24 protein-coding genes and 1 tRNA gene are annotated in these 23,555 nt (G+C 64.8%); 8 read left to right on the plus strand and 17 right to left on the minus strand.

What is annotated here, in order from left to right; all coding sequences use genetic code 11:
- Positions 1-208: 208 nt before the first annotated feature.
- The 3 genes from PHP91_RS04920 to PHP91_RS04930 all read left to right on the plus strand — a co-directional run bounded on the left by PHP91_RS04920 (position 209) and on the right by PHP91_RS04930 (position 2,566).
- Positions 209-937 (plus strand): ABC transporter ATP-binding protein, encoded by a 729-nt coding sequence (locus PHP91_RS04920; protein ID WP_300137716.1) that lies wholly within the window; start codon positions 209-211, stop codon positions 935-937.
- Positions 934-1,647 carry a cobalt transporter gene (locus tag PHP91_RS04925; RefSeq protein WP_300137721.1) on the plus strand — a complete coding sequence of 238 codons (714 nt, stop codon included), beginning with the start codon at positions 934-936 and terminating at the stop codon, positions 1,645-1,647. Before PHP91_RS04920 ends, PHP91_RS04925 begins: the two co-directional genes overlap by 4 nt.
- A gap of 109 nt (positions 1,648-1,756) precedes the next feature.
- The gene (locus PHP91_RS04930; protein ID WP_300137903.1) at positions 1,757-2,566 is read left to right on the plus strand and encodes a rhodanese-like domain-containing protein; all 810 of its coding nucleotides are present in this window, start codon (positions 1,757-1,759) and stop codon (positions 2,564-2,566) included.
- Between the two features lie 3 nt (positions 2,567-2,569).
- On the opposite strand, the gene PHP91_RS04935 is transcribed toward PHP91_RS04930, so the two are convergent.
- The 3 genes from PHP91_RS04935 to thrC are packed head-to-tail and all read right to left on the minus strand — an operon-like array spanning position 2,570 to position 5,720.
- The gene (locus PHP91_RS04935; protein ID WP_300137724.1) at positions 2,570-3,451 is read right to left on the minus strand and encodes a DMT family transporter; all 882 of its coding nucleotides are present in this window, start codon (positions 3,449-3,451) and stop codon (positions 2,570-2,572) included.
- Between the two features lie 57 nt (positions 3,452-3,508).
- Positions 3,509-4,258, minus strand: a complete 750-nt coding sequence (locus tag PHP91_RS04940; protein ID WP_300137726.1) for a TlyA family RNA methyltransferase — start codon at positions 4,256-4,258, stop codon at positions 3,509-3,511.
- 13 nt (positions 4,259-4,271) lie between these two features.
- Positions 4,272-5,720 (minus strand): threonine synthase, encoded by a 1,449-nt coding sequence (thrC, locus tag PHP91_RS04945; protein WP_300137729.1) that lies wholly within the window; start codon positions 5,718-5,720, stop codon positions 4,272-4,274.
- Positions 5,721-6,025: 305 nt separating this feature from the next.
- Between thrC and PHP91_RS04950 the strand changes: the two genes are divergently transcribed.
- Both PHP91_RS04950 and PHP91_RS04955 read left to right on the plus strand, forming a co-directional pair.
- Positions 6,026-7,354, plus strand: coding sequence for an amino acid permease (locus PHP91_RS04950; RefSeq protein WP_300137732.1), 1,329 nt, complete (start codon positions 6,026-6,028; stop codon positions 7,352-7,354).
- Between the two features lie 85 nt (positions 7,355-7,439).
- Positions 7,440-8,327 carry a patatin-like phospholipase family protein gene (locus PHP91_RS04955; protein WP_300137735.1) on the plus strand — a complete coding sequence of 296 codons (888 nt, stop codon included), beginning with the start codon at positions 7,440-7,442 and terminating at the stop codon, positions 8,325-8,327.
- A gap of 80 nt (positions 8,328-8,407) precedes the next feature.
- Here the strand turns inward: PHP91_RS04955 and PHP91_RS04960 are convergent, their stop codons facing one another.
- The 11 genes from PHP91_RS04960 to PHP91_RS05010 form a co-directional block, all read right to left on the minus strand.
- A complete protein-coding gene (locus PHP91_RS04960) occupies positions 8,408-8,503 on the minus strand; it encodes a MetS family NSS transporter small subunit (protein ID WP_300137739.1) in 96 nt (31 codons plus the stop codon).
- Between the two features lie 3 nt (positions 8,504-8,506).
- Entirely contained in the window at positions 8,507-10,012 is a 1,506-nt protein-coding gene (locus tag PHP91_RS04965; RefSeq protein WP_300137742.1) for a sodium-dependent transporter, read from the minus strand.
- Positions 10,013-10,458: 446 nt separating this feature from the next.
- On the minus strand, positions 10,459-10,956 hold the full coding sequence (locus PHP91_RS04970) for a DUF456 domain-containing protein (protein WP_300137745.1): 498 nt from the start codon (positions 10,954-10,956) through the stop codon (positions 10,459-10,461).
- A gap of 1 nt (position 10,957) precedes the next feature.
- Entirely contained in the window at positions 10,958-12,244 is a 1,287-nt protein-coding gene (locus PHP91_RS04975; RefSeq protein WP_300137748.1) for a phenylacetate--CoA ligase, read from the minus strand.
- 21 nt (positions 12,245-12,265) lie between these two features.
- A complete protein-coding gene (gene dnaB / locus PHP91_RS04980) occupies positions 12,266-13,708 on the minus strand; it encodes a replicative DNA helicase (protein WP_300137751.1) in 1,443 nt (480 codons plus the stop codon).
- Entirely contained in the window at positions 13,671-14,228 is a 558-nt protein-coding gene (gene rplI, locus PHP91_RS04985) for a 50S ribosomal protein L9 (RefSeq protein WP_300137754.1), read from the minus strand. Before rplI ends, dnaB begins: the two co-directional genes overlap by 38 nt.
- A gap of 15 nt (positions 14,229-14,243) precedes the next feature.
- Positions 14,244-14,507 carry a 30S ribosomal protein S18 gene (rpsR, locus tag PHP91_RS04990; RefSeq protein WP_300137757.1) on the minus strand — a complete coding sequence of 88 codons (264 nt, stop codon included), beginning with the start codon at positions 14,505-14,507 and terminating at the stop codon, positions 14,244-14,246.
- A 12-nt stretch (positions 14,508-14,519) separates the two neighbouring features.
- Positions 14,520-14,810, minus strand: a complete 291-nt coding sequence (rpsF, locus tag PHP91_RS04995; RefSeq protein WP_300137760.1) for a 30S ribosomal protein S6 — start codon at positions 14,808-14,810, stop codon at positions 14,520-14,522.
- Between the two features lie 285 nt (positions 14,811-15,095).
- Positions 15,096-15,989, minus strand: a complete 894-nt coding sequence (locus tag PHP91_RS05000; protein ID WP_300137763.1) for a phosphoribosylaminoimidazolesuccinocarboxamide synthase — start codon at positions 15,987-15,989, stop codon at positions 15,096-15,098.
- A 33-nt stretch (positions 15,990-16,022) separates the two neighbouring features.
- Positions 16,023-17,327 carry a histidinol dehydrogenase gene (gene hisD / locus PHP91_RS05005; protein ID WP_300137766.1) on the minus strand — a complete coding sequence of 435 codons (1,305 nt, stop codon included), beginning with the start codon at positions 17,325-17,327 and terminating at the stop codon, positions 16,023-16,025.
- A gap of 227 nt (positions 17,328-17,554) precedes the next feature.
- Positions 17,555-18,967, minus strand: coding sequence for an outer membrane homotrimeric porin (locus tag PHP91_RS05010; RefSeq protein ID WP_300137769.1), 1,413 nt, complete (start codon positions 18,965-18,967; stop codon positions 17,555-17,557).
- A gap of 282 nt (positions 18,968-19,249) precedes the next feature.
- Between PHP91_RS05010 and uvrC the strand changes: the two genes are divergently transcribed.
- Positions 19,250-21,061 carry an excinuclease ABC subunit UvrC gene (gene uvrC / locus PHP91_RS05015; RefSeq protein WP_300137772.1) on the plus strand — a complete coding sequence of 604 codons (1,812 nt, stop codon included), beginning with the start codon at positions 19,250-19,252 and terminating at the stop codon, positions 21,059-21,061.
- On the opposite strand, the gene PHP91_RS05020 is transcribed toward uvrC, so the two are convergent.
- Together PHP91_RS05020 and PHP91_RS05025 are read right to left on the minus strand one after the other, a co-directional pair.
- Positions 21,058-21,735, minus strand: coding sequence for a metal-dependent hydrolase (locus PHP91_RS05020; RefSeq protein WP_300137775.1), 678 nt, complete (start codon positions 21,733-21,735; stop codon positions 21,058-21,060). The two genes, uvrC and PHP91_RS05020, sit on opposite strands and share 4 nt — an antisense overlap.
- A gap of 15 nt (positions 21,736-21,750) precedes the next feature.
- Positions 21,751-22,317: a UbiX family flavin prenyltransferase gene (locus tag PHP91_RS05025; RefSeq protein ID WP_300137777.1), complete on the minus strand. Its 567-nt coding sequence runs from the start codon at positions 22,315-22,317 to the stop codon at positions 21,751-21,753.
- Between the two features lie 124 nt (positions 22,318-22,441).
- Between PHP91_RS05025 and PHP91_RS05030 the strand changes: the two genes are divergently transcribed.
- Positions 22,442-22,518: transfer RNA gene (locus PHP91_RS05030), tRNA-Arg, on the plus strand.
- Between the two features lie 127 nt (positions 22,519-22,645).
- Entirely contained in the window at positions 22,646-23,140 is a 495-nt protein-coding gene (locus PHP91_RS05035) for a hypothetical protein (protein ID WP_300137779.1), read from the plus strand.
- A 4-nt stretch (positions 23,141-23,144) separates the two neighbouring features.
- On the opposite strand, the gene PHP91_RS05040 is transcribed toward PHP91_RS05035, so the two are convergent.
- Positions 23,145-23,546: a bacteriohemerythrin gene (locus PHP91_RS05040; protein ID WP_300137781.1), complete on the minus strand. Its 402-nt coding sequence runs from the start codon at positions 23,544-23,546 to the stop codon at positions 23,145-23,147.
- Positions 23,547-23,555: the final 9 nt, after the last annotated feature.

Consider the following 23,555-nt stretch of genomic DNA (forward strand, 5'->3'; position numbering starts at 1 on the left):
ACGAAAAGCTTCTACAAACCGATGGACTGATGATACCTTGAGCTTCGCCATGTCGGCCTCCCTTTCGTTTTGGTTTCACTGGTGTTGTTACCAGCAAAACTCAGGAGTGCCGACATGGTATTTTTGCCGGTTGACTCCGGTCCGGGCTTTGGGCGACTCTGTGCCGACCCATTCATGACGAGCCGACCACTTTATGGCGAGGAAAAAAATGATTGTCCTGACCGAGCTCGAATACGCCTATCCAACGGGCGATCCCGCCCTGGCCGGCCTTTCCCTGGCCGTGCCCGAGGGAGCGCTGGTGGGGCTGGTGGGCGCCAACGGCAGCGGCAAGTCCACGCTGCTCTCGCTGCTGTCCGGGCTGTATACGCCCACCGGCGGCAGCCTGCGCGTGGGCGGCCATGAGAGCCCCGGCCAGGAGAAGGCGATTCGGTCCCATGTCCGGCTGGTCATGCAGGACGCGGACCTGCAAATCCTCGGCGCTACCGTGGAGGAGGACCTGCTCCTGGGCCGCCGCCGCACCGGCGACATGGTGGCCCGCGCTCGCGACATGGCCGCCCGCTTTCACCTGGCGGGCCACTGGGACCGGCCGGTCCAGACCCTGTCCTGGGGCATGAAGCGCAAGCTCTGCCTGGCCGCCGCGTTGCTGGACGGCCCCACGGTGCTGCTTCTGGACGAGCCGTTCAGCGGCCTCGACTTTCCCGGCGCGCGGGAGATGCGCGCCATCCTGCGAGAGAACCGCGCGGCCGGGCTGACCCAGGTGGTCTCGTCCCACGACCTGGACAGCTTCGTGGACATGGCAGACCTGCTGGTGGTCCTGAACCGGGGGCGGCTGGCCGTGGCCGGAGCCGTGGAGGACGTCCTGCCCCATGTGCTGGAAAACGACGTCCGGCCGCCGTTCTCCCGCCATCTCGACCTGCCGGACCGGGGCGAGGCGTGACCCGCTCCGTCGCCGCCCGCGTGCGCGGGCTGGACCCGCGCCTCAAGCTGGGGACGGGGCTGGCCCTGGGCCCGGCCACCTGGCTTCTTGATCCCGCCTGGGTGGGCCTGGGCGCGGCCTGCCTGCTCGTGGTGGTCGGCTCCCTGGCGAGCGACCGGCCCCTCGGACGGACCATGGTCCGCCGCCTGCTTTTCTTCGTGCTGCTGTGGACCGCCGTCAAGATAGGCCTGGACCTCGTCTCGGGTTTGGCCCTGCGCGAGGCGGCCCTGGCCGGGCTGCTCCTGGCGGTCCGGCTGGCCGGGCTGGTCCTGCTCGGGCTGGCCCTGGCCCTGTCCACCTCCACCCGCGCCCTGGGCATGGCCGCCGCCTGGGCGCTGCGCCCCGTGATCGGGCGGGAGCGCGCCTGGCGGACCGCGCTCTCCCTGGCGCTCATGGTCCATTTTCTGCCGCTCTGCCTGGCCACCATGGAGCAGGTCTCGGCCGCCTTCCGCCAGCGCTGCCCGCGCGGCGGGCTGTTCCGGCGGCTGACGGTGGTCCCCCTGGCCGTGATCCGCAACCTTGGGCAGAAGACCTGGAGCCAGACCCTGGCCGTGGCCGGGCGAGGGCTGGACGACGCCTCGGCCTGGGAGCCGGATTTCGCCTGGGCCCTGGCCGACACCCTCTGGCTAGCCGTGCTTGGCGCGCTCCTCCTCGCCGCGTTTTCCGCCTGAGAGCGGCCATTCTCCGCATTGACGCTCCCTTACTCCGTGTCCTATCATTTTGGGAGAGGCCGTTTCGCAATCAAGCAGGGGGGAGCGTATGTCACCGAACATTCGCATGATGAGTGTTGAGGAAATCAAAGCATATATGGACGGGCACGGGCCGGAGAAATACACGCTGCTCGACGTCCGCCAGCCGGCCGAGTACGAGCGGGGCCATCTGCCGGGAGCCCGCCTCGTGCCGTTGTCGGAACTGCCGGACCGGATGGGCGAGGTCCCCACGGACAAGCCCGTCATCGCCTACTGCGCCAGCGGCGGCCGGTCCATGGCCGCGTCATCGCTGCTGGAGGGGCGGGGCTATGGCGACGTGAGCAACATGGTGGGCGGTTTTTCCGCCTGGGAGGGCAGCGCCGCCTTCGGCCCCATGCAACTGGGCATGCACGGCTTCACCGGCCGGGAAACGCCGCGGGAGGTGGTGCGCAAGGCCTTCGCCATGGAGTGCCGCCTCCAGGAGTTTTACGTGCTCCGGGCGGACCTGGCCGAGACGGAGGAGCGCATAGAGCTGTTCATGGAGTTGGCCGGGTACGAGGACCGTCACAAGGACGTGCTCCATACCCTCTACGGCCGGTTGACGGGCGAGCTGCCCGACTACGAGACCTTCGAGGCCGAGATCCTGGACGGAGCCGATGGCATGGTCGAGGGCGGGATCGACATCCAGACCTTCCTGGACAAGCACGCCGAGGCCTTTGACGGCGATCTCGGCATCCTCCAGTTCGCCTCCATGGTGGAGGCTCAGGCCATGGACTACTACCTGCGCTGGGCCGCCCAGGCCGAACAGGGCGAAACCCGCGAGACCCTGGAGCTCCTGGCGCGCGAGGAAAAGGCCCACCTCAAGGTCCTGGCCAGGCACATGGACGAGCTTTCGGAATAGGGATCAGGTCCGGGCGCGCTTGCCGAGCATGGCGAGGCGGGCGTTGGGAATGACGATGCCGAGCACGATCAGGGCCGCGCCGCCCACCTGGAGCGGGACCACGGGCTCTCCCAGGACCAGCGCCGCCAGGATCAGGGTGACCACCGGCTCGATGGACGAGAAGATGCACGCCCAGGAGCTGCCGATCCGCTCGATGGCCAGGTAGAGCAGGCTTACGGCGATGACGCCCGGCACCAGGCCCAGCGCCAGGCCGATGGCCACCGTGGCTTGCGTCGGGCGCAGCCACGCCGTGACGTCCCCCGAGATGGTGAAGGCCACGGCCGCGAAGACCATGACCCAGAAGGTGGCCGTCAGCGGCCTGAGCCCCTTGAGCCAGATCTGGACCAGGATCAGATAGCCCGAGAAGAAGGCCATGGCCCCGAAGGCGTAGAGCAGGCCGCTTGCTTCCACCTCCCGCAGGAAGGCGTCGTAGAAGACCAGGCAGCAGCCGGACATGACCAGCGTGAGTGACAGGACCACGGTCCGGTCGATGCGCATATCAAGGAACAGTCGCGAGAGCAGGGCCACGGCCACGGGATGGCCGTAGAGCACCAGCGCGGTGGTGGAGGCGGGAATGGTGGCCAGCGCCCGGACGAAGCAGGTGGTCTGGAGCCAGTATACCACCAGGCCGAGGATGGCGCAGTGCAGCATCCCCGAGCGCGAGATGCGCAGCAGCGACCGGTCCTTCAGGAACAGGATCGCGCCCAGGATGAGCGCGCCGCAGGTGAAGCGGATCTGCATCATCACCGCCCCGTCCATGCCCGCGTCGTAGCCGAGCTTGACCAGGACGGCCATGGAGCCGAAGGCCGTGGCCGAAATGATGGCGTAGATGAGTCCCTGCAACATGATTGACCTCTAACCGCTTGAAATCCGGGGTGAGATCAATACGACGGCCGCGCCGGTTCAGGCAAGTCTTTTCAGATACGCCAGGTATTCCTGGTTGCCCTTGGGGCCGAGAATCTTGGAGGGCGCCACGCCCTCGACGGAAAGTCCGAGCTCCTCGCGGCAGAAGCGGGTGACCAGGTCCACGGCCTCCTGCCGGAGCGCCTCGTCGCGGACCACGCCCTTGTCGGTCTGGCCGGGGCCCAGCTCGAACTGCGGCTTGATGAGCACCGCCAACTCGCCGCCGGGCCGCAGGAATTGCAGGCAGGCGGGCAGTATCTTGGTCAGGGAGATGAACGAGACGTCGGCCACGATGACGTCCACGGGCTCCGGGATCAGGTCCGGCTCGGCGTGGCGGATGTTGGTCCGCTCCAGGTTGACCACGCGTTCGTCCTTGCGCAGCTTCTCGTGCAACTGGCCGTAGCCCACGTCCGCCGCATAGACGCGGACCGCGCCGTGCTGGAGCAGGCAGTCGGTGAACCCGCCGGTGGACGCGCCCGCGTCCAGGGCCACCTTGCCCGTGAAGTCCAGGGCGAAGGTCTCGATGGCCGTGAGCAGCTTGTAGGCTCCGCGCGACACGAAACGGTCCTCGCCCGCCACCACGAACTCCGTGTCCTCGGCGAACTGCTGGCCCGGCTTGGTCACCGGGGCCTTCTGGCCGCGCTCCAGGAAGTGGACCTTCCCGGCCATTATCAGCCGCTTGGCCTTTTCCCGGCTCTCGACGTACCCTCCTGCGGCCAGGAGCTGGTCGGCACGCTGCTTTTTCGCCACGCGCGCTCCCCGGCTACTTTTTTTCCAGCCCAAGCCTGGCCACCACCTGGTCGGCGGTGGTCCGGGTGTACTCCTCGGGGCTGAGCCGCTCCTTCTCCTCCGGGGAGATGATAAGCTCCGGCTTGTTGGCCAGGGACATGTCCGGCTTGACGCCGAACTCGGGCGGGAAGGCGTTTTCGAAGTACATGGTCTGGAAGTTCACGAACTTGAGCTGGTGCGCCGTGGAGTCGAGGATGCACAGCTCCTCGGGCGAGACCAGCCCCAGCTCCAGAGCGCGCTTGGCTCCGGCGAAGGACTCGCCGCCCTGGGTGCAGGCGATGTGGCCGTTGCGGTTGGCCTGGATCATGGAGTCCATGATCTGCTGCTCCGTGACCTGGATGACCTGGAAGGACTCGCGGCCGCCGATGGCCTCGAACTTTTCGGCGAAATACTTGACGCGCGGGAACGAGACCGGGTTGCCGATCATGGCCGCCTGGGCCACGGAGGCCTGGACCTTGACCGGGTGGTATTCCCGCTCCCTGGGGTCGTCCACCGCGTAGTAGCGGTAGACCGGGTCCGCGTGGTGGGACTGCACGCCGAAGATGCGGGGCAGGGCGGTGATGACGCCCAGGTCGTACAGCTTGAGGAAACCGGCCATGATGGCGGTAATGTTCCCCGCGTTGCCGATGGGCACGAAGATGCACTTGCCGCGCAGGTCCCAGTCGAACCATTGGGCGCATTCGAAGGCGTAGGACTCCTGGCCGAGGATGCGCCAGGCGTTCTTGGAGTTGAGCAGGGCCACTCGGTAGTTGTCGGCCAGGTGCTCCACCACCTTCATGCAGTCGTCGAACACGCCAGGCACCTCCAGGACCACGGCGCCCGAGCCGAGGGGCTGGGAGAGCTGAGCCGGGGTGACCTTGCCGTGGGGCAGGATGACCACGGACTTGATGGCCCCGCCAACGTAGGAGGCGTAGAGCGCGGCCGCGGCCGAGGTGTCGCCGGTGGAGGCGCACACGGTCAGGACCTGGTCCCAGCCGTGGCGGCGGATCAGGGCGCGCAGGTAGGAGAACCCGCAGGCCATGCCCCGGTCCTTGAACGAGGCGGAGGGGTTCTGGCCGTCGTTCTTGTAGGCGGTCCGAAGTCCGGTCTGTCCGTTGAGCGTCGGGCTCGACTCCACCAGCGGGGTGTTGCCCTCGCCGAGGTAGACGATGTCCTCCTCCTCCAGCACGGGGGCCATCAACTCGTAGAAGCGGAAGATGCCGCGCAGGGCAGTGCGCTTGGACGCGGCGCGCGCGTCGAAGAGCTTGCGCCACTCCTCGCCCGGGGTTTCCTTCAGCTTGTCGAAGTCGAGGTTGTCGAGCAGGAACACGCCGCCGCAGTCCGGGCAGGTGTAGTAGAGCTCGTCGGTGGGGAAACGCTTGCCGCAGCCGAGGCAGAAGTACTCCATGCGGCCACGGTAGGAGGGAAAGGTGTCGGCAATCATCGTCGCATCCATGATGGTTGGGTTGCACAAAAAAAACGGTCCGCTCAACGGCCTGACAGATTCGCCCAAAACCGCGCCGGGCGCAACCCAAAAGGGAGGAGGCCCCGGACGGTTTCCATTTTGCGAAATTCCATATTGTAACTTTGTATCCGAACGATAAAATAACCTGAAAATGATTGAATTAATTTCCCGCAGATACGTTGACAATATTGCGAATTTTATTCATGTCTTTCCGCAACGAAAGTCACCGGGGGCCGCAACGGAGATATTCGGTGCGGCGCACCCATAAAAAAATGGATCATCTCATGGAAAACCTTCAAAAAAAATACGGGTTCTGGACAGCGGTGGCCATGGTCGTGGGCATCGTCATCGGCTCCGGCGTCTTCTTCAAGGCGGACAACGTGCTGGCGGCCTCGGGCGGGAGCCTGCCCACGGCCCTGTCCGCCTGGCTCATCGGCGGTGCGATCATGATCGTCACGGCCTACGTCTTTTCCAAGATCGCCACGCGCATCGAGCGGGTCAACGGCGTGGTGGATTATTTCGAGGCGGCCTACGGTGTAAAGGCCGGATACCTGGTGGCCTGGTTTCTGACCTTCATCTACTATCCGACCCTGGTGGCGGTCCTGGCCTGGGTCTCGGGCAACTACACGGCCGGGCTCATCAACATGCCGGGCTCGGTCTGGCCCATGGCCTTCGCCTACCTGACCGTCTTCTTCCTGCTCAACTATTTCTCCCCGGTCCTGGCGGGCCGGTGGCAGGTCACGTCCACCGTGGTCAAGCTCGTTCCCCTCGGCCTGGTGGCCGTGGTGGGCGGCGCGGCCGGGATGATGAGCGGCCAGACCATGGAGAACTTCGCCCGCAGCGCCAGCGCCGTGGCCTCCTCCGGCGGCGGCCTGGCCGTGGCCACCCTGTCCACGGCCTTCGCCTACGAGGGCTGGATCATCGCCACGGTCATCAACGCGGAGCTGAAGGACGCCAAGCGGACCCTGCCCCGCGCGCTGGTGGCGGGCACCTTCGCCGTGGCCGCCATCTACATGCTCTATTACCTGGGCATCTCCGGCGTGCTGACCAACGACGAGGTCCTGGCCGCGGGCGACGCCGCGCCGGTCAAGGTCATGTCCCTGGTCTTCGGCAACGCGGCCGGGACGCTGCTCACGGTCTTCGTCATCATCTCCTGCCTGGGCACCCTCAACGGGCTCATCATGGGCTCGGCGCGCGGCATGTACGCCATGGCCATGCGCGGCCTGGGCCCCCGGCCCGACCTCTTCCGCAAGCTCAACTCCATGACCAACGCCACCACCCACTCGGCGCTGCTCGGCTACACGCTCTCCTGCGCCTGGCTTGTGGTCTGGTACGGCAACTTCGCAGGCTGGTGGGGCGCGTTCATGGACGTCTCCGAACTGCCCATCGCCGTGCTCTACGTCATCTACATCGCCATCTATGCCTGGGTAATGAAGACCTTCACCGACCTTGGCGCGTTCTCCCGCTACGTCTGCCCGCTCCTGGCCGGGGCCGGGTCGCTCTACATCATCTGGGGAGCCATCCAGAAGGACATGTTCCTGACCTTTATGGTCCTCTTCCTGCTCATCATGGGTGCGGGCGTGGCCCTCAAGGGCGGCCGCAAGCGGTCCTGACCGTTTGGCAGCCGGGCCGACCTGTATTAGACTTGCGTCAGCGCGCCGGAGCCGTTCCGGCGCGCGAACGACAAGGAGCGGCGTCATGACGGCGAAGAAGACGGTATCCCTGGCCCTGGGCAGCGGCGGGGCGCGCGGGCTGGCCCACATCGGCATCATCCGCTGGCTGGAGGCGCACGGATGCGAGATCCGCTCCATCGCGGGCTCGTCCATGGGCGCGCTGGTGGGCGGCATCCACGCCATCGGCAAGCTCGACGAGTATGAGGCGTGGGTCCGCACCGTGACCAAGGGCGACATGCTGGCCCTGCTGGACGTCTCCCTGGGGACGGACGGGCTCATCAAGGGCGACAGGATCATCGACACCCTGCGCAACCTCGTGGGCGAGCGGCACATCGAGGACCTGGAAGTCAGCTTCACCGCCGTGGCCGCCAACATCACCCGGCGCAAGGAGGTCTGGTTCCGCCAGGGGCCCATCTTCGACGCCATCAAGGCGTCCATCTCCCTGCCGCTCCTGTTCAAGCCCTTCATCCTGGACGGCGAGGACCTCATCGACGGCGGCATCCTCAACCCGGTGCCCATCGCCCCCACCTTCAGCGACCAGACCGACCTGACCGTGGCCGTGAACCTCTGCGCGCCCCATGAAGACGGGGCCGAGCTGCCCCCCAACCCCAAGCACGGCGCGGGGGCGAACGGCTCCCTGGTCTCCCGCACCATCTCGGATTTCGTCGATGCCGTGGGCGAGCGGATCACCCGCCGCCGCACCGACATCCCGGCCTACAACATCCTCTACCGCTCCTTCGACGCCATGCAGGGGACCATCGCCCGCCAGAAGATCGCGGCCTATCCGCCCGATTGCGTCATCAACGTCCCGGCCAACCTGTGCAGCCTCATGGACTTCGACCGTGCGGCCCAGCTCATCGAGTACGGCTACCGCAAGGCCGACGAGGTTCTTTCCGCCAAGCTCAATGGGTAGTGCCTTCTTCGGCCGCCGCGCAAGAAAAAGGGCTTGTCCTGCCGGACAAGCCCTTTGTTTTCGTTATCGGGAGCGCGCTTCTACTTGCGGCGCATGGCGATGCGCAGACAGACGGTCGCGCCGCCCCAGGTGATGCCCAGGCCGATGAACATGGTCAGCAATGCTGAGAATTCCATGGGTTAACCCCTCCTGTTGGATTGATAGGCGAAGGCCGCGTCCCGGTTGTTGCCGCGCCAGAGCGTGATGCACAGGGAGAGCACCAGGAAGCAGAGCAGCATGGTCCAGCCGAACAGGAAGATGGCCTTGGTGGAGTATCCGCCGTAGTTTTGCGCGAAGTCCTCGATGAAGTTGGAGACCAGGATGGCCCCCAGCATCAGCGGCGTGACGAAGCGCAGGCAGACGTTCCAGGCCGAGCCGACCCGGAAGTCCGAGACGTCGTTGATGTAGTCGCGCAGGGCCTTGAGGTTGCAGAACCATGCCACGAACATGATCTCCACGAAACCGCCGAGGAGGATGCCGAAGTTGTTGACGAAATGGTCCACGATGTCCAGGAGCAGGAGGCCGCCGCCCGTGGTGAAGGCCACGCTGCCCAGGCAGCCGAGTCCGCAGACCAGGACCGCCGCCTTCTTGCGGCTCAGCCCCATCTTGTCCTTGGCGGCCGAGACCACGGCCTCGGTGATGGAGATCATGGAGGTCAGCCCGGCGAACATCAGCGCCAGGAAGAAGAGCGCGCCGAAGAAGATCGGCATGGGCATCAGGTTGATGGCCGTGGGCAGGGTGATGAAGGCCAGGCCCACGCCGCTGGCGACCACATCCTTGACCGCCACGCCCTGCTGCGCGGCCATGTAGCCGAGCACGCTGAAGATCATGATGCCCGCCAGCAGGCTGAACCCGCAGTTGATGAACACCGTCATGCAGGCGTTGTTGCTGACGTCCGAGTCCTCGGGCAGGTAGCTGGAGTAGGCGAGCATGATGGAGAAGCCCACGGACAGGCTGAAGAAGATCTGGCCGAAGGCGTCGGCCCAGACCTTGCCGTTCAGCAGGGCCGAGAAGTCGGGCCGGAACAGCCAGTTCAGCCCTTCGGCAGCGCCCTCTAGCATCAGCCCTCGGCCGATGAAGATCAAGACCAGGAAGAAGAGCAGGGGCATGAAAATTTTGTTGGCACGCTCGATGCCGCCCCGGATGCCCGTGAACACGGCCGTGAAGGCCACCAGCCAGGCGAAGATCGTGGCGCCCAGGATGGGCCAGCGCACGCCGCCGAGGTTGAGGGGCGAATCCGTCAGCCCGAGGAAGGCGCCGAAGAAGAAGCCCTTGGGATCGGTGGTCCAGGCCTGGGTGAAGGAAAGGAGGAAGTAGTTGATGGTCCAGGCGATGACCACCACGTAGTAGCAGGCGATGACGAAGGCCACCAGGACCTGCCACCAGCCGAGCCATTCGGCCTTCCGGGAGATGGACGCGAAGATGCGCGGGGCCGATCCCCGGAATTTGTGCCCGAGCCCGAACTCCAGCATCATGAACGGGATGCCCGCCAGGAGCATGGCGGTGAAGTAGGGCAGCAGGAACGCGCCGCCGCCGTTTTCGAAAACCATGTAGGGAAAGCGCCAGATGTTCCCCAGCCCGATGGCGGAGCCCACGGCGGCCAGGATGAACCCGGTTCTGGAGCCCCATGTCTCACGTTTGTGCATGCGATCAGTCCTTGTCTTGAACGGCGCGCCGGGCGGCGCGTCCGTCATTGAAAACAACACGTTGGTATCTGGGAGAGGGGCATATGACATGGATGCCGTAAGGTCAACCGAACCAAGCGGTCATTGCCTAAATTGGTGGGTATTCTTTTCGGGAAAATGGAAATTTGGCATTAATGTGAAATAAAATTCTGCTTTTGGGGGTCTTGCCGAATTGCCGGGATAGCCGTGGATGAAGTGGAAGAGTCCGGATCGGGGGTGAAAGGGGGTCGGACGTTCATGCCACGTTCGTTGGCAGGAAGGGGCGAACGTGGCGGCGGCCCCGCTCCCGTAACCGGGCAAGATGCGCAGCCCTTTGGCGCGGGAAGGGCGGTCTGGGACAGACGTGAAAAAACGCCCCGGGGGCCGAGGCTTCCGGGGCGTTTCTCCTTGAACTATTCGGGCGCAGGTCAGGGCCAGATGCTCGGGATGGCGGTGACCACGATGGCCGCGCCGATGGCGGTCTTGACGGTGAAGCCCAGGGCCTTGCCCATGAACGCGCCCTTGGCGGCGCGCAGGGCCTCGTCCTTGCTGCGGCCGGGCATCTCGGCCACCAGGCAGCCGAGCCAGGCCCCGCCCAGCGCGCCCAGAAGCGCGCCCAGGCCGAGGAAGAAGGGCGCGCCGAAGATGGCCCCGACGATGGCCCCGACAATGCCGCCGATGTTCCCTCGGGTGGACGCTCCGTAGCGTCCGGCGAACCGGGCCTGGAGGAAGAACTCCAGCGCCTCGGCCACGGCCGCGAGCACGGCCAGGACGAGGACGAAGGTCCAGCTCATGGAGGCGGGGTGCAGCCATTTCCACAGGGCGATGATGATGAGCGCCAGCCAGTTGGCGGGCAGGCTGAAGAGCTGGAGCGCCTGTGCGAGGCACAGCCCCAGGATGCAGAGAATGGCCCAGACGTATTCCATGCTATTTCCGCCGGTTGTCCACCACGCGCACGGCCTTGCCCTCGCTCTTGGGAATGGAGTCGTGCTGGACCAGCTCCACGCGCGGCGTGAGCAGGATCTCGTTGCACAGGGTCTTGGCGATCTTCTTCTGGAGGCCCTGGAGGACGCGCATGTCCTCGACGAAGTATTCGTCCTTGATCTCGACCTTGACCTTGAGCTGGTCGGAGACGCCCTCGGTGAAAAGTTCGATCAGGTAGTTGTGGCCCACCTCGGGCATGGCCATGAGGCACTGCTCGACCTGCATGGGGTAGATGTTCACGCCCTTGAGGATGATCATGTCGTCGGCGCGGCCCGTGATGCGGTCGATGCGCCGGTGGGTGCGGCCGCACTCGCACTGGCCGGGGATGAACCGGGTCAGGTCGCGGGTGCGGTAGCGGATCAGCGGCATGCCCTCGCGGGTGATGGTGGTCATGACCAGTTCGCCGACCTCGCCCTCGGGAACGGGCCTGCCGGTCTCGGGGTCGATGATCTCGGCGATGTAGGCGTCCTCCCAGACGTGCATTCCCTTCTGGTGCTGGCATTCGAAGGCCACGCCCGGCCCGTTGAGCTCGGACATGCCGTAGGAGTTGTAGCACTTGATGTGCATGGTCTCCTCGATCTTGCGCCGGACCTCCTCGGAGTGGGGCTCCGCGCCGATAAGGGCGATGCGCCAGGGCATCTCGGCCGGGTCGAAGCCTTCCTCGCGGACCCGCTGCGCGAAGTAGAGGGCGAAGGAGGGGATGATGTGCAGGACCGTGACGTTGAAGTCGCGGATGAGCTTGATCTGGCGCTTGGTGTTGCCCGCGCCCGCCGGGATGGTCAACATGCCCAGGCGCTCGCTGCCGTAGTGGATGCCGAGGCCGCCGGTGAACAGGCCGTAGCCCGAGGTGTTCTGGAGCACGTCGGAGCGGCGGCAGCCGCAGCAGTACATGGAGCGGGCCATGAGGTCGGCCCAGCGGTCAATGTCGCGCTGGGTGTAGAAAATGGCGGTGGGAGTGCCGGTGGTGCCGCTGGAGGCGTGGAGCCGGACGAACTCGTCCACCGGACGGGTCAGCATGCCGTAGGGATACTGGCTGCGCAGGTCGTCCTTGGTGGTGAAGGGCAGTTTTTCGACGTCGCTCGCGCGGGTGATCTCGTCGAGATCGAAATCCTTGAGCCGCTCCTTGTAGAACGGGGACTTGCGGGCGTTGGCGACGGTCTTTTTCAGGCGTTCCACCTGGAGGGCTTCCAGGGAATCGCGGTCCAGGGCTTCCACGGGATCGTAGTACATGGCGGTGGTCGGGGTAGAGGGTTAGACCCCTGCGGGGAGTTCCGAGGGATAAGGGGTGGCGTCCATGTTCTCGAAGAGGGTGAATTCCTTCTTGAAGAAGAGTTCGCACTTGCCCACCGGGCCGTTACGCTGCTTGGCGATGATGACTTCAGCGATGTTTTTCAGCGGGTTGTCTTCGTTCTTGTTGTAGGCGGCGTCGCGGTAGAGGAAAATGATGATGTCCGCGTCCTGCTCGATGGCGCCGGATTCGCGGAGGTCGGCCATCATCGGACGCTTGTCCGAGCGTTCCTCGACTTTGCGGTTGAGCTGCGACAGGGCGATGACCGGGATGTTGAGCTCCTTGGCCAGGGCCTTGAGGCTGCGCGAAATTTCGGAGATTTCCTGCTCGCGGGAGTCGATGCGGTGGCTGGCCCGCATGAGCTGGAGGTAGTCCACGATGACCAGGCCCAGGTTGTGCTCCGCCTTGAGGCGGCGGCAGCGGGCCTGGAGCTCCAGGGTGGACAGGGCGGGCGTGTCGTCGATGAAGATCGGCGCGCGCGAGAGCACGTCGCCCGCCTCGTAGAGCTTCTGCCAGTCGTCGTCTTCCAGGAATCCGGTGCGCAGGTTCTGGAGCCCCACCTTGGCCTGCACGGCCAGCAGGCGGGTCATGAGCTGCTCCATGCTCATTTCGAGCGAGAAGACCACGGTGGGGACCTCGGACCGGGCCGCCGCGCGCAGCGCCACGTTCAGGGCGAAGGCCGTCTTGCCCATGGAGGGGCGGCCCGCCATGATGATGAGGTCCGAGTTCTGGAGCCCGGCGGTCATGGAGTCGAAGTCGTTGTAGTGGGTGGCGATGCCTGTGATGGCCGACTTGTTCTCGTACTTCTTGGTCAGGTCCTCGAAGACGCGGTCGAGCAGACGCTTGGAGTCGAGCTGGTTGTTGTTGGCCTTGGCCTGGGCGATGCGGAAGATTTCCTTTTCGGACTCGCCGAGGAGCTCCTCTACGTCGGTGGCCTCGTAGCAGTTGGTGATGATGCTGCTCGACGCGCTGATGAGCTGGCGCATGAGCGACTTGTCGCGGACGATCTTCGCGTAGTGCAGGGCGTTGGCGGCGCTGACCACGGAGTCTGCCGTCTCGAAGAGGTAGACCGCGCCCACTGTTTCGAGGAGCCCCTTGGCCTCCAGGTGGTTCTTGACCACGACGAGGTCGATGGGCTGCTGCTGGTTGTACAGGTCGATCAGGGCCTGGAAGATCGTCTTGTGGGCCGGGGAATAGAAATCGTCCGGACCCAGGATGTCGACCAGCTCGTGAAAGATGTTGGGGGACTGGAACACCGCACCGAGAAGTGCTTGTTCCGCTTCAAGATTCTGGGGGGGGAGTTTGCGTAAAAGCTCGGAAGAGGCCCTTTCCAGGGCCCCTTCCGGGTTGTTATCGAACTGGCCTGAGTTAGGCCTCTGCGTTTGCGGCGTCTTCGGACTGGGCATCGGTTGCTTCAGTTTCCTCGGTCGCCTCGGCGGCTGCGGTTGCGGTTTCCTCGACGATCTCTTCCTCGATGGCGCCGCCCTCGCGCAGCACGGAGAGCTTCAGCTCGCCATGCACGTCCGGGTGCAGCTTGATCTCGACCTCATACTCGCCCAGGGAGCGGATGGGCTCGGCCAGGAGAATCTTGCGGCGATCGATCTCGATGCCAGCGGCCTCCATGGCTTCGGCGATGTTGGCGGAGGTGACGGAGCCGTAGAGCTTGTCGCCCTCGCCCACACGCACGCGGATCTCCACCGGGGTGGCGGCGATGCGCTCGGCCAGGCCTTCGGCCTGGGTGCGCAGGGAGTCGGCCTCGGCCTGCAGCTTGCGCCGCTCCAGCTCGAAGGCCTTGAGGTTGGCCTCGGTGGCGGGCTTGGCAAGTCCCTGGGGAATCAGGTAGTTGCGGCCGTAGCCGGGCTTGACGGTAACGATGTCTCCGAGTCGACCCAGAGCGTCGACGTCAGCGCGTAAGATCAGTTTCATGTATCCCTCCCTCTCCTACATGGAGCTCCGTTTCTTCACATCGGTGCTGTGAACGGTGGTGTAGAACAGAAGGGCCATCTGACGGGCGCGCTTGATCTCGTTGGTCAGGGCGCGCTGGTGCTTGGCGCAGGTGCCGGTGATGCGGCGGGCAATGATCTTGCCGCGCTCGGTGATGAAGTCGCGCAGGATGTCCGGGCGCTTGTAGTCCAGGGGCAGGTCCTTGTCCGCGCAGAAGCGGCAGAACTTCTTCCTCGGGGTGAATTTCTTGCGAAATGCCATGGTTGAGACCTCCTAGGCAGCCAGTTTGACGGTCATGAACTTGAAGATGCCGTCGGTGATGCGGATGTTGCGTTCCAGCTCGGCCACCAGGGCGCCGGGGGCCTCGAAGACCAGGCGCACGTAGTATCCGCGGGTCTGTTTCTGCACGGGGTAGGCCAGTTGGCGCATGCCCCAGTCGTCGGTCTCGACCATCTTGCCGCCTTCGCGCTCCACGATGCCGGTCAGGGAACCCAGGATTTCCTTCCTGTTTTCCTCGGCCAGCTCGGGGGAGAGAAGGACAAGCGTCTCGTAGTTGTTAACCATTCGTATAACTCCTTTTGGTCATAGGCCCTCTCCAAACAACAGGAGAGAGCAAGGCAAGAGGAGATTTATTAGTTTCAATCGGCGTGGCTGTCAAGCCCGCCGTCCTCCTCTCGGGTTCCCTAGTCTTTCTTCTTCGTATCCTTGTCCTCGGGCGGCGTCCAGCCGCACTGGCTATTGCCGACGCCTCATCCCCCGCCGCCGAGCTTGCGGCGGATGATGTTGCCGACGACCATGGCCAGGAGGAACAGGCCGATCAGTTGCAGCCATTCCATCATCGCGCGTCTCCTAGATCTTGAGTTCCGAGCCGGTCAGCAGCCGATAGGCCTTCAGGTAGTTGTCCCGGGTGCGGGACGCGATCTCGGCCGGAATCTTCGGCGCGGGCGGCTGCTTGTTGAAGCCGATCTCGACCAGCCAGTCGCGGAAATACTGCTTGTCGAAGCTGGGCTGGGACTGGCCGGGCTTGTACCCCTCCATGGGCCAGAAGCGGGAGGAATCCGGGGTGAGCACCTCGTCGATGAGGATCAGCTCGCCGTCAAGGACGCCGAACTCGAACTTGGTGTCGGCGATGAGGATGCCGCGCTCCTTGGCGTAGTCGCGGGCACGGCGGTAGATGGCGAGCGCCAGGTCCTCGACTTTGCGCATCATCTCCTCGCCGATGAGCTCGGCGGCGCGCTCAAGGGTGATGTTTTCGTCGTGCAGGCCGAGCTCCGCCTTGGTGGACGGGGTGAAGAGCGGGGTCTCAAGCATGTCGGATTCCCGGAGGTCGGCCGGGAGCTTGTGTCCGCAGACCATGCCGGTCTTCTGGTAGTCCGACCAGCCGGAGCCGGTGATGAAGCCCCGGACGATGCACTCGATGGGCAGGGGCTTGGCCTTTTTGGCCAGCACGGAGCGGTCCTTGAGCTCGGCCGCGTATTTGCGCAGGGGCTCGGGGTAGTCGTTCACGTCGGTGGCCACGATGTGGTTGGGGACCAGGTCCTTCATCATGTCCATCCAGAACAGGGTGATCTGGTTGAGGACCTTGCCCTTGTCCTCGATGGGATCGGGCATGACCACGTCGAAGGCGGAGATGCGGTCGGTGGTCACCAGCAGGAGCTGGTCGTCGCCCACGGCGTAGATGTCGCGGACCTTCCCCTGGGAGACCAGGGGATAATCGGTGATTGCGGTTTTGAGCACAGCCATTGGGGTTCCCTCTTTATATAATTGAATGGATGGTTATCTGGTGCGGCATTCCACGCTGCGGGCGTGGGCTTCCAGCCCTTCCAGCCGGGCCAGGCGGGCGATCTTGCCGCCGTGTTCGGCGACGTAGCCCGGCGTAGTGGCGATCACACTGGACTTCTTGCAGAAATTCTGCACCGACAGGGCCGAGGAGAAGCGAACGGTCCGCAGCGTCGGCAGGACGTGGTTGGGACCGGCGAAGTAGTCGCCCACGGGTTCGGGCGAGAAGTGGCCCATGAAGATGGCCCCGGCGTGGCGGACCTGGCTGAGGATGGCCCAGGGATCGGCCACGGCCAGCTCCAGGTGTTCGGGAGCGAGCCGGTTGATCAGGTCGAGGCCGGTGGCCTGGTCGGGCACGGTGACGACCATGCCCCATTTTTCCAGGGAGCTGCCTGCGATCTGGCAGCGGGGCAGGGCGGCGCAGCGGTCTTCGAGCTCCAGGCAGACGTCCTCGGCCAGCGCGGCGTCCGGGGTGACCAGGATGGCCGCCGCCAGGGGGTCGTGCTCGGCCTGGGAGAGCATGTCGGCCGCCAGCCAGGACGGGTTGGCGGAGCCGTCGGCCAAGATGGCGATTTCGCTGGGTCCGGCCACCATGTCGATGCCGACCTGGCCGATGAGCTGGGACTTGGCCGTGGCCACGAAGATGTTGCCCGGACCGGCCAGGACGTCGCACGGGGCGATGGTCTTGGTGCCGTACGCCAAAGCCGCGATGGCCCAGGCCGAGCCGGCCAGGTGGATTTCTTCCAGGCCGAGCAGCGCGGCAGTGGCCAGGATGTACGGGTTCAGGGTGCCGTCCTTGCGCGGGGGCGAGGCCACGGCGATGGAGGAGACCCCGGCCACCTGGGCGGGAACGGCGTTCATGATCAGGCTGGAGATGAGCGGGGTTTCGCCGCCCTGGCCGCCGGGCACGTAGAGGCCCACGCGGTCCACGGGCCGGACCATCTGGCCGAGGATGGTGCCGTCCTCGCCGGTGGTCCACCAGGACTTTTCCTTCTGGTTGGCGTGAAAATCGCGAATGCGGCCGATGGCTTCCGTCAGGATGGCCGCGTCATCGGCCGGGATTTCCTCAAGGGCGCGGGCGATGGCTTCGGCGGGCACCCGGATCATGGCCGGGGTGAAGATGTCGCAGTCGAACTTGCGGGTGTATTCGGCCAGGGCCTCGTCGCCTCGCGCCTTCACGTCGGCGAGGATGTCGCGGACAATGGCGTCCACCTTGGCGTCCGGATTGCGCCGCTCATCCATGCGGGCGGCGATGGGTTCCCAATCCTGTTTGCCGTTGTATGTCAATTTGTTGCAGGGCATGGCCACCTCTGGGTTGGGTCTTGTGGGCAGTGGTGCGCCGCGCCGTTCGCCGGTGCGGCGGGGAGCCAAGGTATAGCCGACCACCGTTCAAAAGTCGAGCCGGGAAACGGCCGGATGGCGGAGGGCCGGGCGCCAAAAGGAAGAGGGCCGGGGTTTGCACTCCCCGGCCCTCTGGGCGTCACTTGGGTTTTGTAGCTGTTAAGCTAAGGTACTCGATCTAAGCAAGCTTAGAAAGCGTACAGGATACCGGTGCTGACCTTCCAAGCATCGCCGCCCTTGTTGTCGGTACCCCAGACGGAGGTCTTGGAGTCGAGGTTCAGGTAGCCCAGATCCAGGGTGAGGGTCAGGCCATCGTAAACCTTGTAGGCGGTGTTGAAGTCAACTTCGATCAGGGTGTCGTCTTCGGTCAGGGTGCGGCCGTAGGCGACGTTGTAGTTGTACTGACCAGTGGCAGCGGAAGCGCCGGTGTAGGCGGTGCCGATGGACTTGTCGTTGGTGCCCTGAGCGTACAACAGGGTGGCGGTGTGGGTCAGACCTTCAGCAAAGGACTGGATGTCCTTGAGGGACAGGCCCAGGGCCCAGAAGCCGAGGTAGGTCGGACGACCGTTGTTGGAACCGGGGAAGGAACCGTCGAGCAGCGTGTCGCCGCCGAAGAAGAAGGAGCCGATGGCCCAGTTCTGGGCGCGCACGATGGGCATACGCTCGGAGGAGCCGTTACCCTTGGAGGCGTTTCCATCTTCACCGGAGGTGTAGACGAAGAAGGCTTCGGGGGTCATGAAGTCAAAGCCCTTGTACTCGAGGGAGGCGTCGAACAGCCAGCCGGACATTTCGTTCTGGGTGCGGCGGGAAGCCAGCTTACCGTAGTTCAGGTCAGCCTTGACGACGAACGGATCGAAGAGATCCATCTGGAAGGCCATGCCGAGCCAGTAGGCGTCGTCCAGAGCGCGGCCGCTGGTGCCCTGGTCGGAAGCGTTCTGCGCGAGCAGACCGGCCATGTTGGCGGTAGCAGCGGCAGTGGTGCCACCGCCGATGGGGGCATACATACCGAACGGGGTGAAGGAGAAACCGTCGAAGGACAGGGGCAGAGCGGCGACCCAAGCGTCCACGTTGGCATCAGAGCTGGTGCCGGTGGAGTAGGGACGGGCGTAGCCGAGCAGGTAGCTGACGTTGTCGGTGATGGCACCGGAAACGACGGCGGAACCCACTTCTTCGTCCAGGATCATGGAGCCGCCACCGATGGCAGCGGGCAGAGACACGGCCTGGTAACCGGCTTTGACATTGATGGTGGTGTCGGGCCAGTTGAAGTCGACGTAAGCGCGGCGCACCTGGATGGTGTTACCGGCGTTGTTGTCGCCCTGACCGATGCCGAAGGAGCCCTGGCCCCAAGACTGGGCGCCGTAACGGGTGTACAGAACGCCCTTCAGGTTCTCGTTGGCGATGAACTCGAAGATGGTGTCGGCGCGCTGCTCGATCTCGAACACGCTGGCGTTGTTGCGGTTGCCGTTGTCCTTGAAGTTCCAGTTGTCTTTCCAGACAGCTTCGATCGCCCACTTACCGGTGGCCTTGATGTCCGCGGCAGAGGCGGCAGCGGCGCTGAGCACGAAGGCGCAGAGCACTGCAAGCACGATCATACGTTTCATAGTAATTCTTCCTTTTTTTGCGGTTGAAACCAAGTAAACGCCTTTACTGTGAACACCTCTAACCCAACCGCAACCCTTTTGGCAAGGGGGGAGGCTCAAAAAAATGTAGTTTGGTAAAAATTTTTTTACCGTTCAAAAAATTGAACTTCATGAGTCGGATTGAAATAAATAAATCATTGAATTCAAGCAAGTTAGTATGCAATTCTGAAAAGAGTGATTTGCGCAGGGAATTGCTGTATGGTCGGTCAAAATGAAAATTTGTCGGAAAAATACAACAGCGCCATGACCCAGGAGTTCAAATTTTTTGCCGCGGACTATCCGGACACCCCGGGCGTCTATCTGATGAAGAATGGACGGGGACGGATCATCTACGTGGGCAAGGCCAAGCGGCTTCGGCGGCGGCTCTCCTCCTATTTCCAGCGCAGCAGCGGGCACACGCCCAAGACGCAGGCCCTGGTGGCCCAGGTGGCCTCGGTGGACATCCTGCTCACGGCCACCGAGAAAGAGGCGCTCCTGCTCGAAAACGGGCTGATCAAGAAGCACCGGCCGCGCTACAACGTCGTGCTCAAGGACGACAAGCAGTACGTCCTGTTCAAGCTCGACAAGCGCTCCGAGTTTCCGCGCCTGACCGTCACCCGCAAGGTGGCGCGGGACGGGGCGGTCTATTTCGGCCCCTTCACCTCGGCCGCGGCCGCGCGCACCACCTGGAAGCTTCTCGGCAAGGTCTTTCCCCTGCGCAAGTGCTCGGACCACGTTTTTCGGAACCGGGTCCGCCCCTGCCTGTACCACGACATCCACCAGTGCTTCGCTCCCTGCGTCAAGGAGGTGGACAAGGCGCTCTACGCCGACCAGGTCCACCGGGTCGAGATGCTGCTCTCCGGCAAGTCCGGCGAGTTGGTGGATCAGCTCGCCCGGCGCATGGCCGAGGCCTCGGCCGCGCTGGAGTTCGAGCGCGCGGCCGGGTATCGCGACCAGATCAGGGCCGTGCGCCAGACCGTGGAGGGCCAGGTGGCCGTGATCCACGACCATCGCGACCGGGACGTGGTCGGCCTGGCCGAAACACCGGCCGGGCTCGGGCTGGGGCTGCTCTTCGTCCGTCAGGGACGGCTTCTGGACCAGCAGTCTTTTTTCTGGCCAGGTCTGACCCTGGACGAGGGGCCAGAGGCCGTGCCCAGCTTCCTGGCCCAGTTCTACGGTCCCGGCCGGTTCATCCCCCCGGTCATCGTCGCGCCGTATGGCGAGGACGACGAGCCCCTGCAACAGGTCCTGGCCGAACGGAGGGAAGGACGGGTGCGCATCGCGCCGCCGCACACCAGCCAGGAGAAGCAGCTCCTGGAGATCGCCCGGTCCGTGGCCCGGCAGGCGGGTGACCGCAAGGAGTCCATCGCCTCGCGCCTGCGGCGGATGCTGCGCCTGGTCGAGGAGCCCCTGCGCATCGAGTGCGTGGACGCCTCCCACCTGGGCGGGCGGGACATGCGCGTGGGACAGGTTGTCTTTGACGAGGGGCGGCGCGACAAGGAGGCCTCGCGGCTCTATGCCTTTCCCGAACTGGAGGGCACGGGCGACGACTATGCGGCCCTGGCCGCCTGGGCGCGGCGGCGGGTGGAGTCCGGCCCGCCCTGGCCGGATCTGGTGCTCCTCGACGGCGGCAAGGGCCAGCTCGCGGCCGTGGAACAGGCCCTGGCCCAGTGCGAAGAGGACGTCTGCTGGGAGCTGGCCTCCATCGCCAAGGGAGAGACGCGCCGGGCGGGCGAGCTGGGGGACGTGATTTTTCGGCCGGGGCGCAAGAATCCGATGAACCTCAAGCCCGGCAGCGCGGAGCTGCTGTTCCTGCAGCGGATGCGCGACGAGGCGCACCGCTTCGTCATCGGGCGGCAGCGGCGGGCGCGCAAGCAGGCGGTGCTGAACAGCGAGGTGACCTCGCTGCCCGGCGTGGGGCCGAAGACCGCCCGAGTGCTCTGGGACCGCTTCGAGTCGCTGGACGCCATGGTCGCGGCCGGCGTGGGGGACATCGAGTCCCTGCCGGGCATCGGCAAAAAGCGCGGGGCCAAGATCCACGCCGCCCTGCGCGCGCTCAAGCCGTCGCGCGGCTAGAATTTCTTCGGTTCGCCCACCCGCAGTTCCACCAGTTCAGTCTCCGGGGCCATGACCGCAAGGTGCTCGGCCAGGGCGTCGAGGTTCTGCGCCAGGACCGGGAAGGTGCCCCAGTGCTGCGGGATGAGCTTGCGGCACTTGAGCAGCTTGCAGGCGTAGGCCGCCTGCCTGGCGTCCATGGTGAAGTGGCCGCCCACGGGCAGGATGGCGATGTCGATGTCGTGGAACTCGGCGAAGAGGGCCATGTCGCCGAACAGGCCGGTGTCGCCCGCATCGTAGACGCAGGTCCCGTCGGGCAGGGTGAGGATGTATCCGGCCGGTGCGCCGTGCACGGACGAGTGCATGGCCTGGACCATCTGGATGTCCATGCCCAGCCGGTTGACCGTGCCGCCGATGTTCATGCCCGTGCCGAGCCGCTCGGGCAGCCCCTGGTCGACGAGGGCGAGGATGATGTCGAACATGGCCACCACCTCGGCGTCGTGGCGCTCGGCCAGCTCCAGGGTCTGGCCCACGTGGTCGCCGTGGTCGTGGGTGAGCAGGATGAGGTCGCAGGCGTCCACTTCTTTATAAGATATGGGCGCGGTCGGGTTGCCCGCGAAGAACGGATCGATGAACACCGTGCCGTTCGGGGTCTTCAGGCTGAAATTCGCGTGGCCGTACCAGGTGATCTCCATGTGCCTTTCTCCTTGCTACTCCCCCCAGCGCGCGAACAGGTCGTGGGGGATGTCCAGTTGATCCAGAATCTTGCCCGCCAACTGGTCGGCCAGGTCGCCGATGTCGTCCGGGTGGTGATAGAAGCCTGGGCAGGCGGGCAGGATGACGGCTCCGGCCCGGTCGGCGGCCAGCATGTTGCGCAGGTGGATGGACGAGAGCGGCGTCTCGCGCGGGACCAGGACGAGCCTGCGCCGCTCCTTGAGGGCCACGTCGGCCGCGCGGTGGATGAGGTTGTCGCCCCGGCCGGTGGCGATGGCCGAAAGGGTGGCCATGGAGCAGGGGCAGACGATCATGCCGTGGTGTCGCCAGGAGCCGCTTGCTGGCGGCGCGGCGATGTCGCCGATGGGGTGGACCGCATCGGCCAGTGCGGCCAGCGCGTCCCCGGAAAAGTCGGTCTCCAGGGCCATGACCTTGCGGGCGGCGTCCGAGACGATGAGATGGAGCTCCACGCCGTCGCACCGCGAGAGGGCGCGGGCCAGGGAGAGGGCATATATGGCGCCGCTGGCGCCGGTCACGGCCAATATGATGCGTTTCTTTTCCATCCTTCAAGTATAGGGTTTAACGGCGCGCGGCCGCAAGCGCTAATCGACGGGCCCGAGCCTTCACGACGGCCTTGACAAACGCGGGGGCGGGGTATAGCTACTTCGTTCCATTCAGTTGAGAAGTGGGCTATTAGCTCAGTTGGATAGAGTGCTTGCCTCCGGAGCAAGAGGTCGCAGGTTCGAATCCTGCATAGCCCACCACGAATGCAAGGGTCCCGCGCGCAGCGATGCGAGCGGGACCTTTTCCGTTATATGCCTTATTTATTCATTCATTATGGGGTGGGGATGTGGTATGCGGGACCATCACCCCAACCGAGCGAGGTCGAAGATGCGAAACGTGCTCATCCTTTCCCTGGTCCTGGCCCTGGCCCTGCTGCGGACGTTGCCCGCCGCGGCCGCCGAGGACGCGGACAAGTTCCGCCAGATCAAGATCCTGGACGACGTCATGGTTTTCGTGGACCTGGACGGCGGCGGGCTCAAGGCCGAAGAGGTCCGCGGCTACGCCATCGACAGCTTTGTGAAGCACATGCGCGGAATGTTGGTCAACAACGACGCTGTGGTCGACAACTATCCGGCCGAGGGGCTCAAGCTGGAGAACGTCGGCTACATCATCATGAAGGTCATGGACATCCGCACCAAGGCCGGACTCAACGTCTACCACCTGAACTTCGAGTTCGGCATCCCGCCCCGCTCGGTGTACTGGGACACGGCCACCATGGGCGTGGCCCCCACCACCCACGACCTGAAGAAGGAAGTGCTGGAGGATGTGGACGAGGTCATGCGGAAGTTCTCGGACGACTTCTACCGCATCCGGGGCGAGTGACCGGTCAGGCGGGCTTTTTCCCGGCCGCGAGGTAGGGAACGTATTCCTTGTCCGCCTCCAGGATGTGCGTGGCCAGCCAGCGGCTGAGGAAGACGAATATTTTTGACAGGTTCATGCCGCCGTACTGCTCGGCGCGGAACTGGGCCACGGACCGGTTGAAGGTCTCGTGCAGCCCCTTGTGCCTGGACAGGCCGGGAAAACCGTCGCGCCGCATGTAGTTCTCCTCGGTTTCAAAGTGGGTGCGGGCGTATTGTTGCATCTTCTCGACGAGTTCGACCATGCGGTGCTCGTCGTGGCTTTGCAGCGCCTCGTAGGCGTCGTTTATCAAATCGATGAGTCGGCGGTGCTGGTCGTCGAGTTCCTCGACGCCCACGGACATGATTTCGTCCCAGGTTATCAGGGGCATGGCGTTGTC

Source organism: Pseudodesulfovibrio sp. (assembly GCF_028692895.1).
Classification (GTDB): Bacteria; Desulfobacterota; Desulfovibrionia; order Desulfovibrionales; family Desulfovibrionaceae; genus Pseudodesulfovibrio.

Excerpts from the sequence above, each read along its gene's own strand:
- PHP91_RS04920 (WP_300137716.1), top strand. The coding sequence starts at position 209 with ATGATTGTCCTGACCGAGCTCGAATACGCCTATCCAACGGGCGATCCC.
- PHP91_RS04930 (WP_300137903.1), top strand. The coding sequence starts at position 1,757 with ATGAGTGTTGAGGAAATCAAAGCATATATGGACGGGCACGGGCCGGAG.
- PHP91_RS04935 (WP_300137724.1), bottom strand. The coding sequence starts at position 3,451 with ATGTTGCAGGGACTCATCTACGCCATCATTTCGGCCACGGCCTTCGGC.
- thrC (WP_300137729.1), bottom strand. The coding sequence starts at position 5,720 with ATGATTGCCGACACCTTTCCCTCCTACCGTGGCCGCATGGAGTACTTC.
- PHP91_RS04950 (WP_300137732.1), top strand. The coding sequence starts at position 6,026 with ATGGAAAACCTTCAAAAAAAATACGGGTTCTGGACAGCGGTGGCCATG.
- PHP91_RS04955 (WP_300137735.1), top strand. The coding sequence starts at position 7,440 with ATGACGGCGAAGAAGACGGTATCCCTGGCCCTGGGCAGCGGCGGGGCG.
- PHP91_RS04960 (WP_300137739.1), bottom strand. The coding sequence starts at position 8,503 with ATGGAATTCTCAGCATTGCTGACCATGTTCATCGGCCTGGGCATCACC.
- PHP91_RS04965 (WP_300137742.1), bottom strand. The coding sequence starts at position 10,012 with ATGCACAAACGTGAGACATGGGGCTCCAGAACCGGGTTCATCCTGGCC.
- PHP91_RS04970 (WP_300137745.1), bottom strand. The coding sequence starts at position 10,956 with ATGGAATACGTCTGGGCCATTCTCTGCATCCTGGGGCTGTGCCTCGCA.
- PHP91_RS04975 (WP_300137748.1), bottom strand. The coding sequence starts at position 12,244 with ATGTACTACGATCCCGTGGAAGCCCTGGACCGCGATTCCCTGGAAGCC.
- dnaB (WP_300137751.1), bottom strand. The coding sequence starts at position 13,708 with ATGCCCAGTCCGAAGACGCCGCAAACGCAGAGGCCTAACTCAGGCCAG.
- rplI (WP_300137754.1), bottom strand. The coding sequence starts at position 14,228 with ATGAAACTGATCTTACGCGCTGACGTCGACGCTCTGGGTCGACTCGGA.
- rpsR (WP_300137757.1), bottom strand. The coding sequence starts at position 14,507 with ATGGCATTTCGCAAGAAATTCACCCCGAGGAAGAAGTTCTGCCGCTTC.
- rpsF (WP_300137760.1), bottom strand. The coding sequence starts at position 14,810 with ATGGTTAACAACTACGAGACGCTTGTCCTTCTCTCCCCCGAGCTGGCC.
- PHP91_RS05000 (WP_300137763.1), bottom strand. The coding sequence starts at position 15,989 with ATGGCTGTGCTCAAAACCGCAATCACCGATTATCCCCTGGTCTCCCAG.
- hisD (WP_300137766.1), bottom strand. The coding sequence starts at position 17,327 with ATGCCCTGCAACAAATTGACATACAACGGCAAACAGGATTGGGAACCC.
- PHP91_RS05010 (WP_300137769.1), bottom strand. The coding sequence starts at position 18,967 with ATGAAACGTATGATCGTGCTTGCAGTGCTCTGCGCCTTCGTGCTCAGC.
- uvrC (WP_300137772.1), top strand. The coding sequence starts at position 19,250 with ATGACCCAGGAGTTCAAATTTTTTGCCGCGGACTATCCGGACACCCCG.
- PHP91_RS05020 (WP_300137775.1), bottom strand. The coding sequence starts at position 21,735 with ATGGAGATCACCTGGTACGGCCACGCGAATTTCAGCCTGAAGACCCCG.
- PHP91_RS05025 (WP_300137777.1), bottom strand. The coding sequence starts at position 22,317 with ATGGAAAAGAAACGCATCATATTGGCCGTGACCGGCGCCAGCGGCGCC.
- PHP91_RS05035 (WP_300137779.1), top strand. The coding sequence starts at position 22,646 with ATGCGAAACGTGCTCATCCTTTCCCTGGTCCTGGCCCTGGCCCTGCTG.
- PHP91_RS05040 (WP_300137781.1), bottom strand. The coding sequence starts at position 23,546 with ATGCCCCTGATAACCTGGGACGAAATCATGTCCGTGGGCGTCGAGGAA.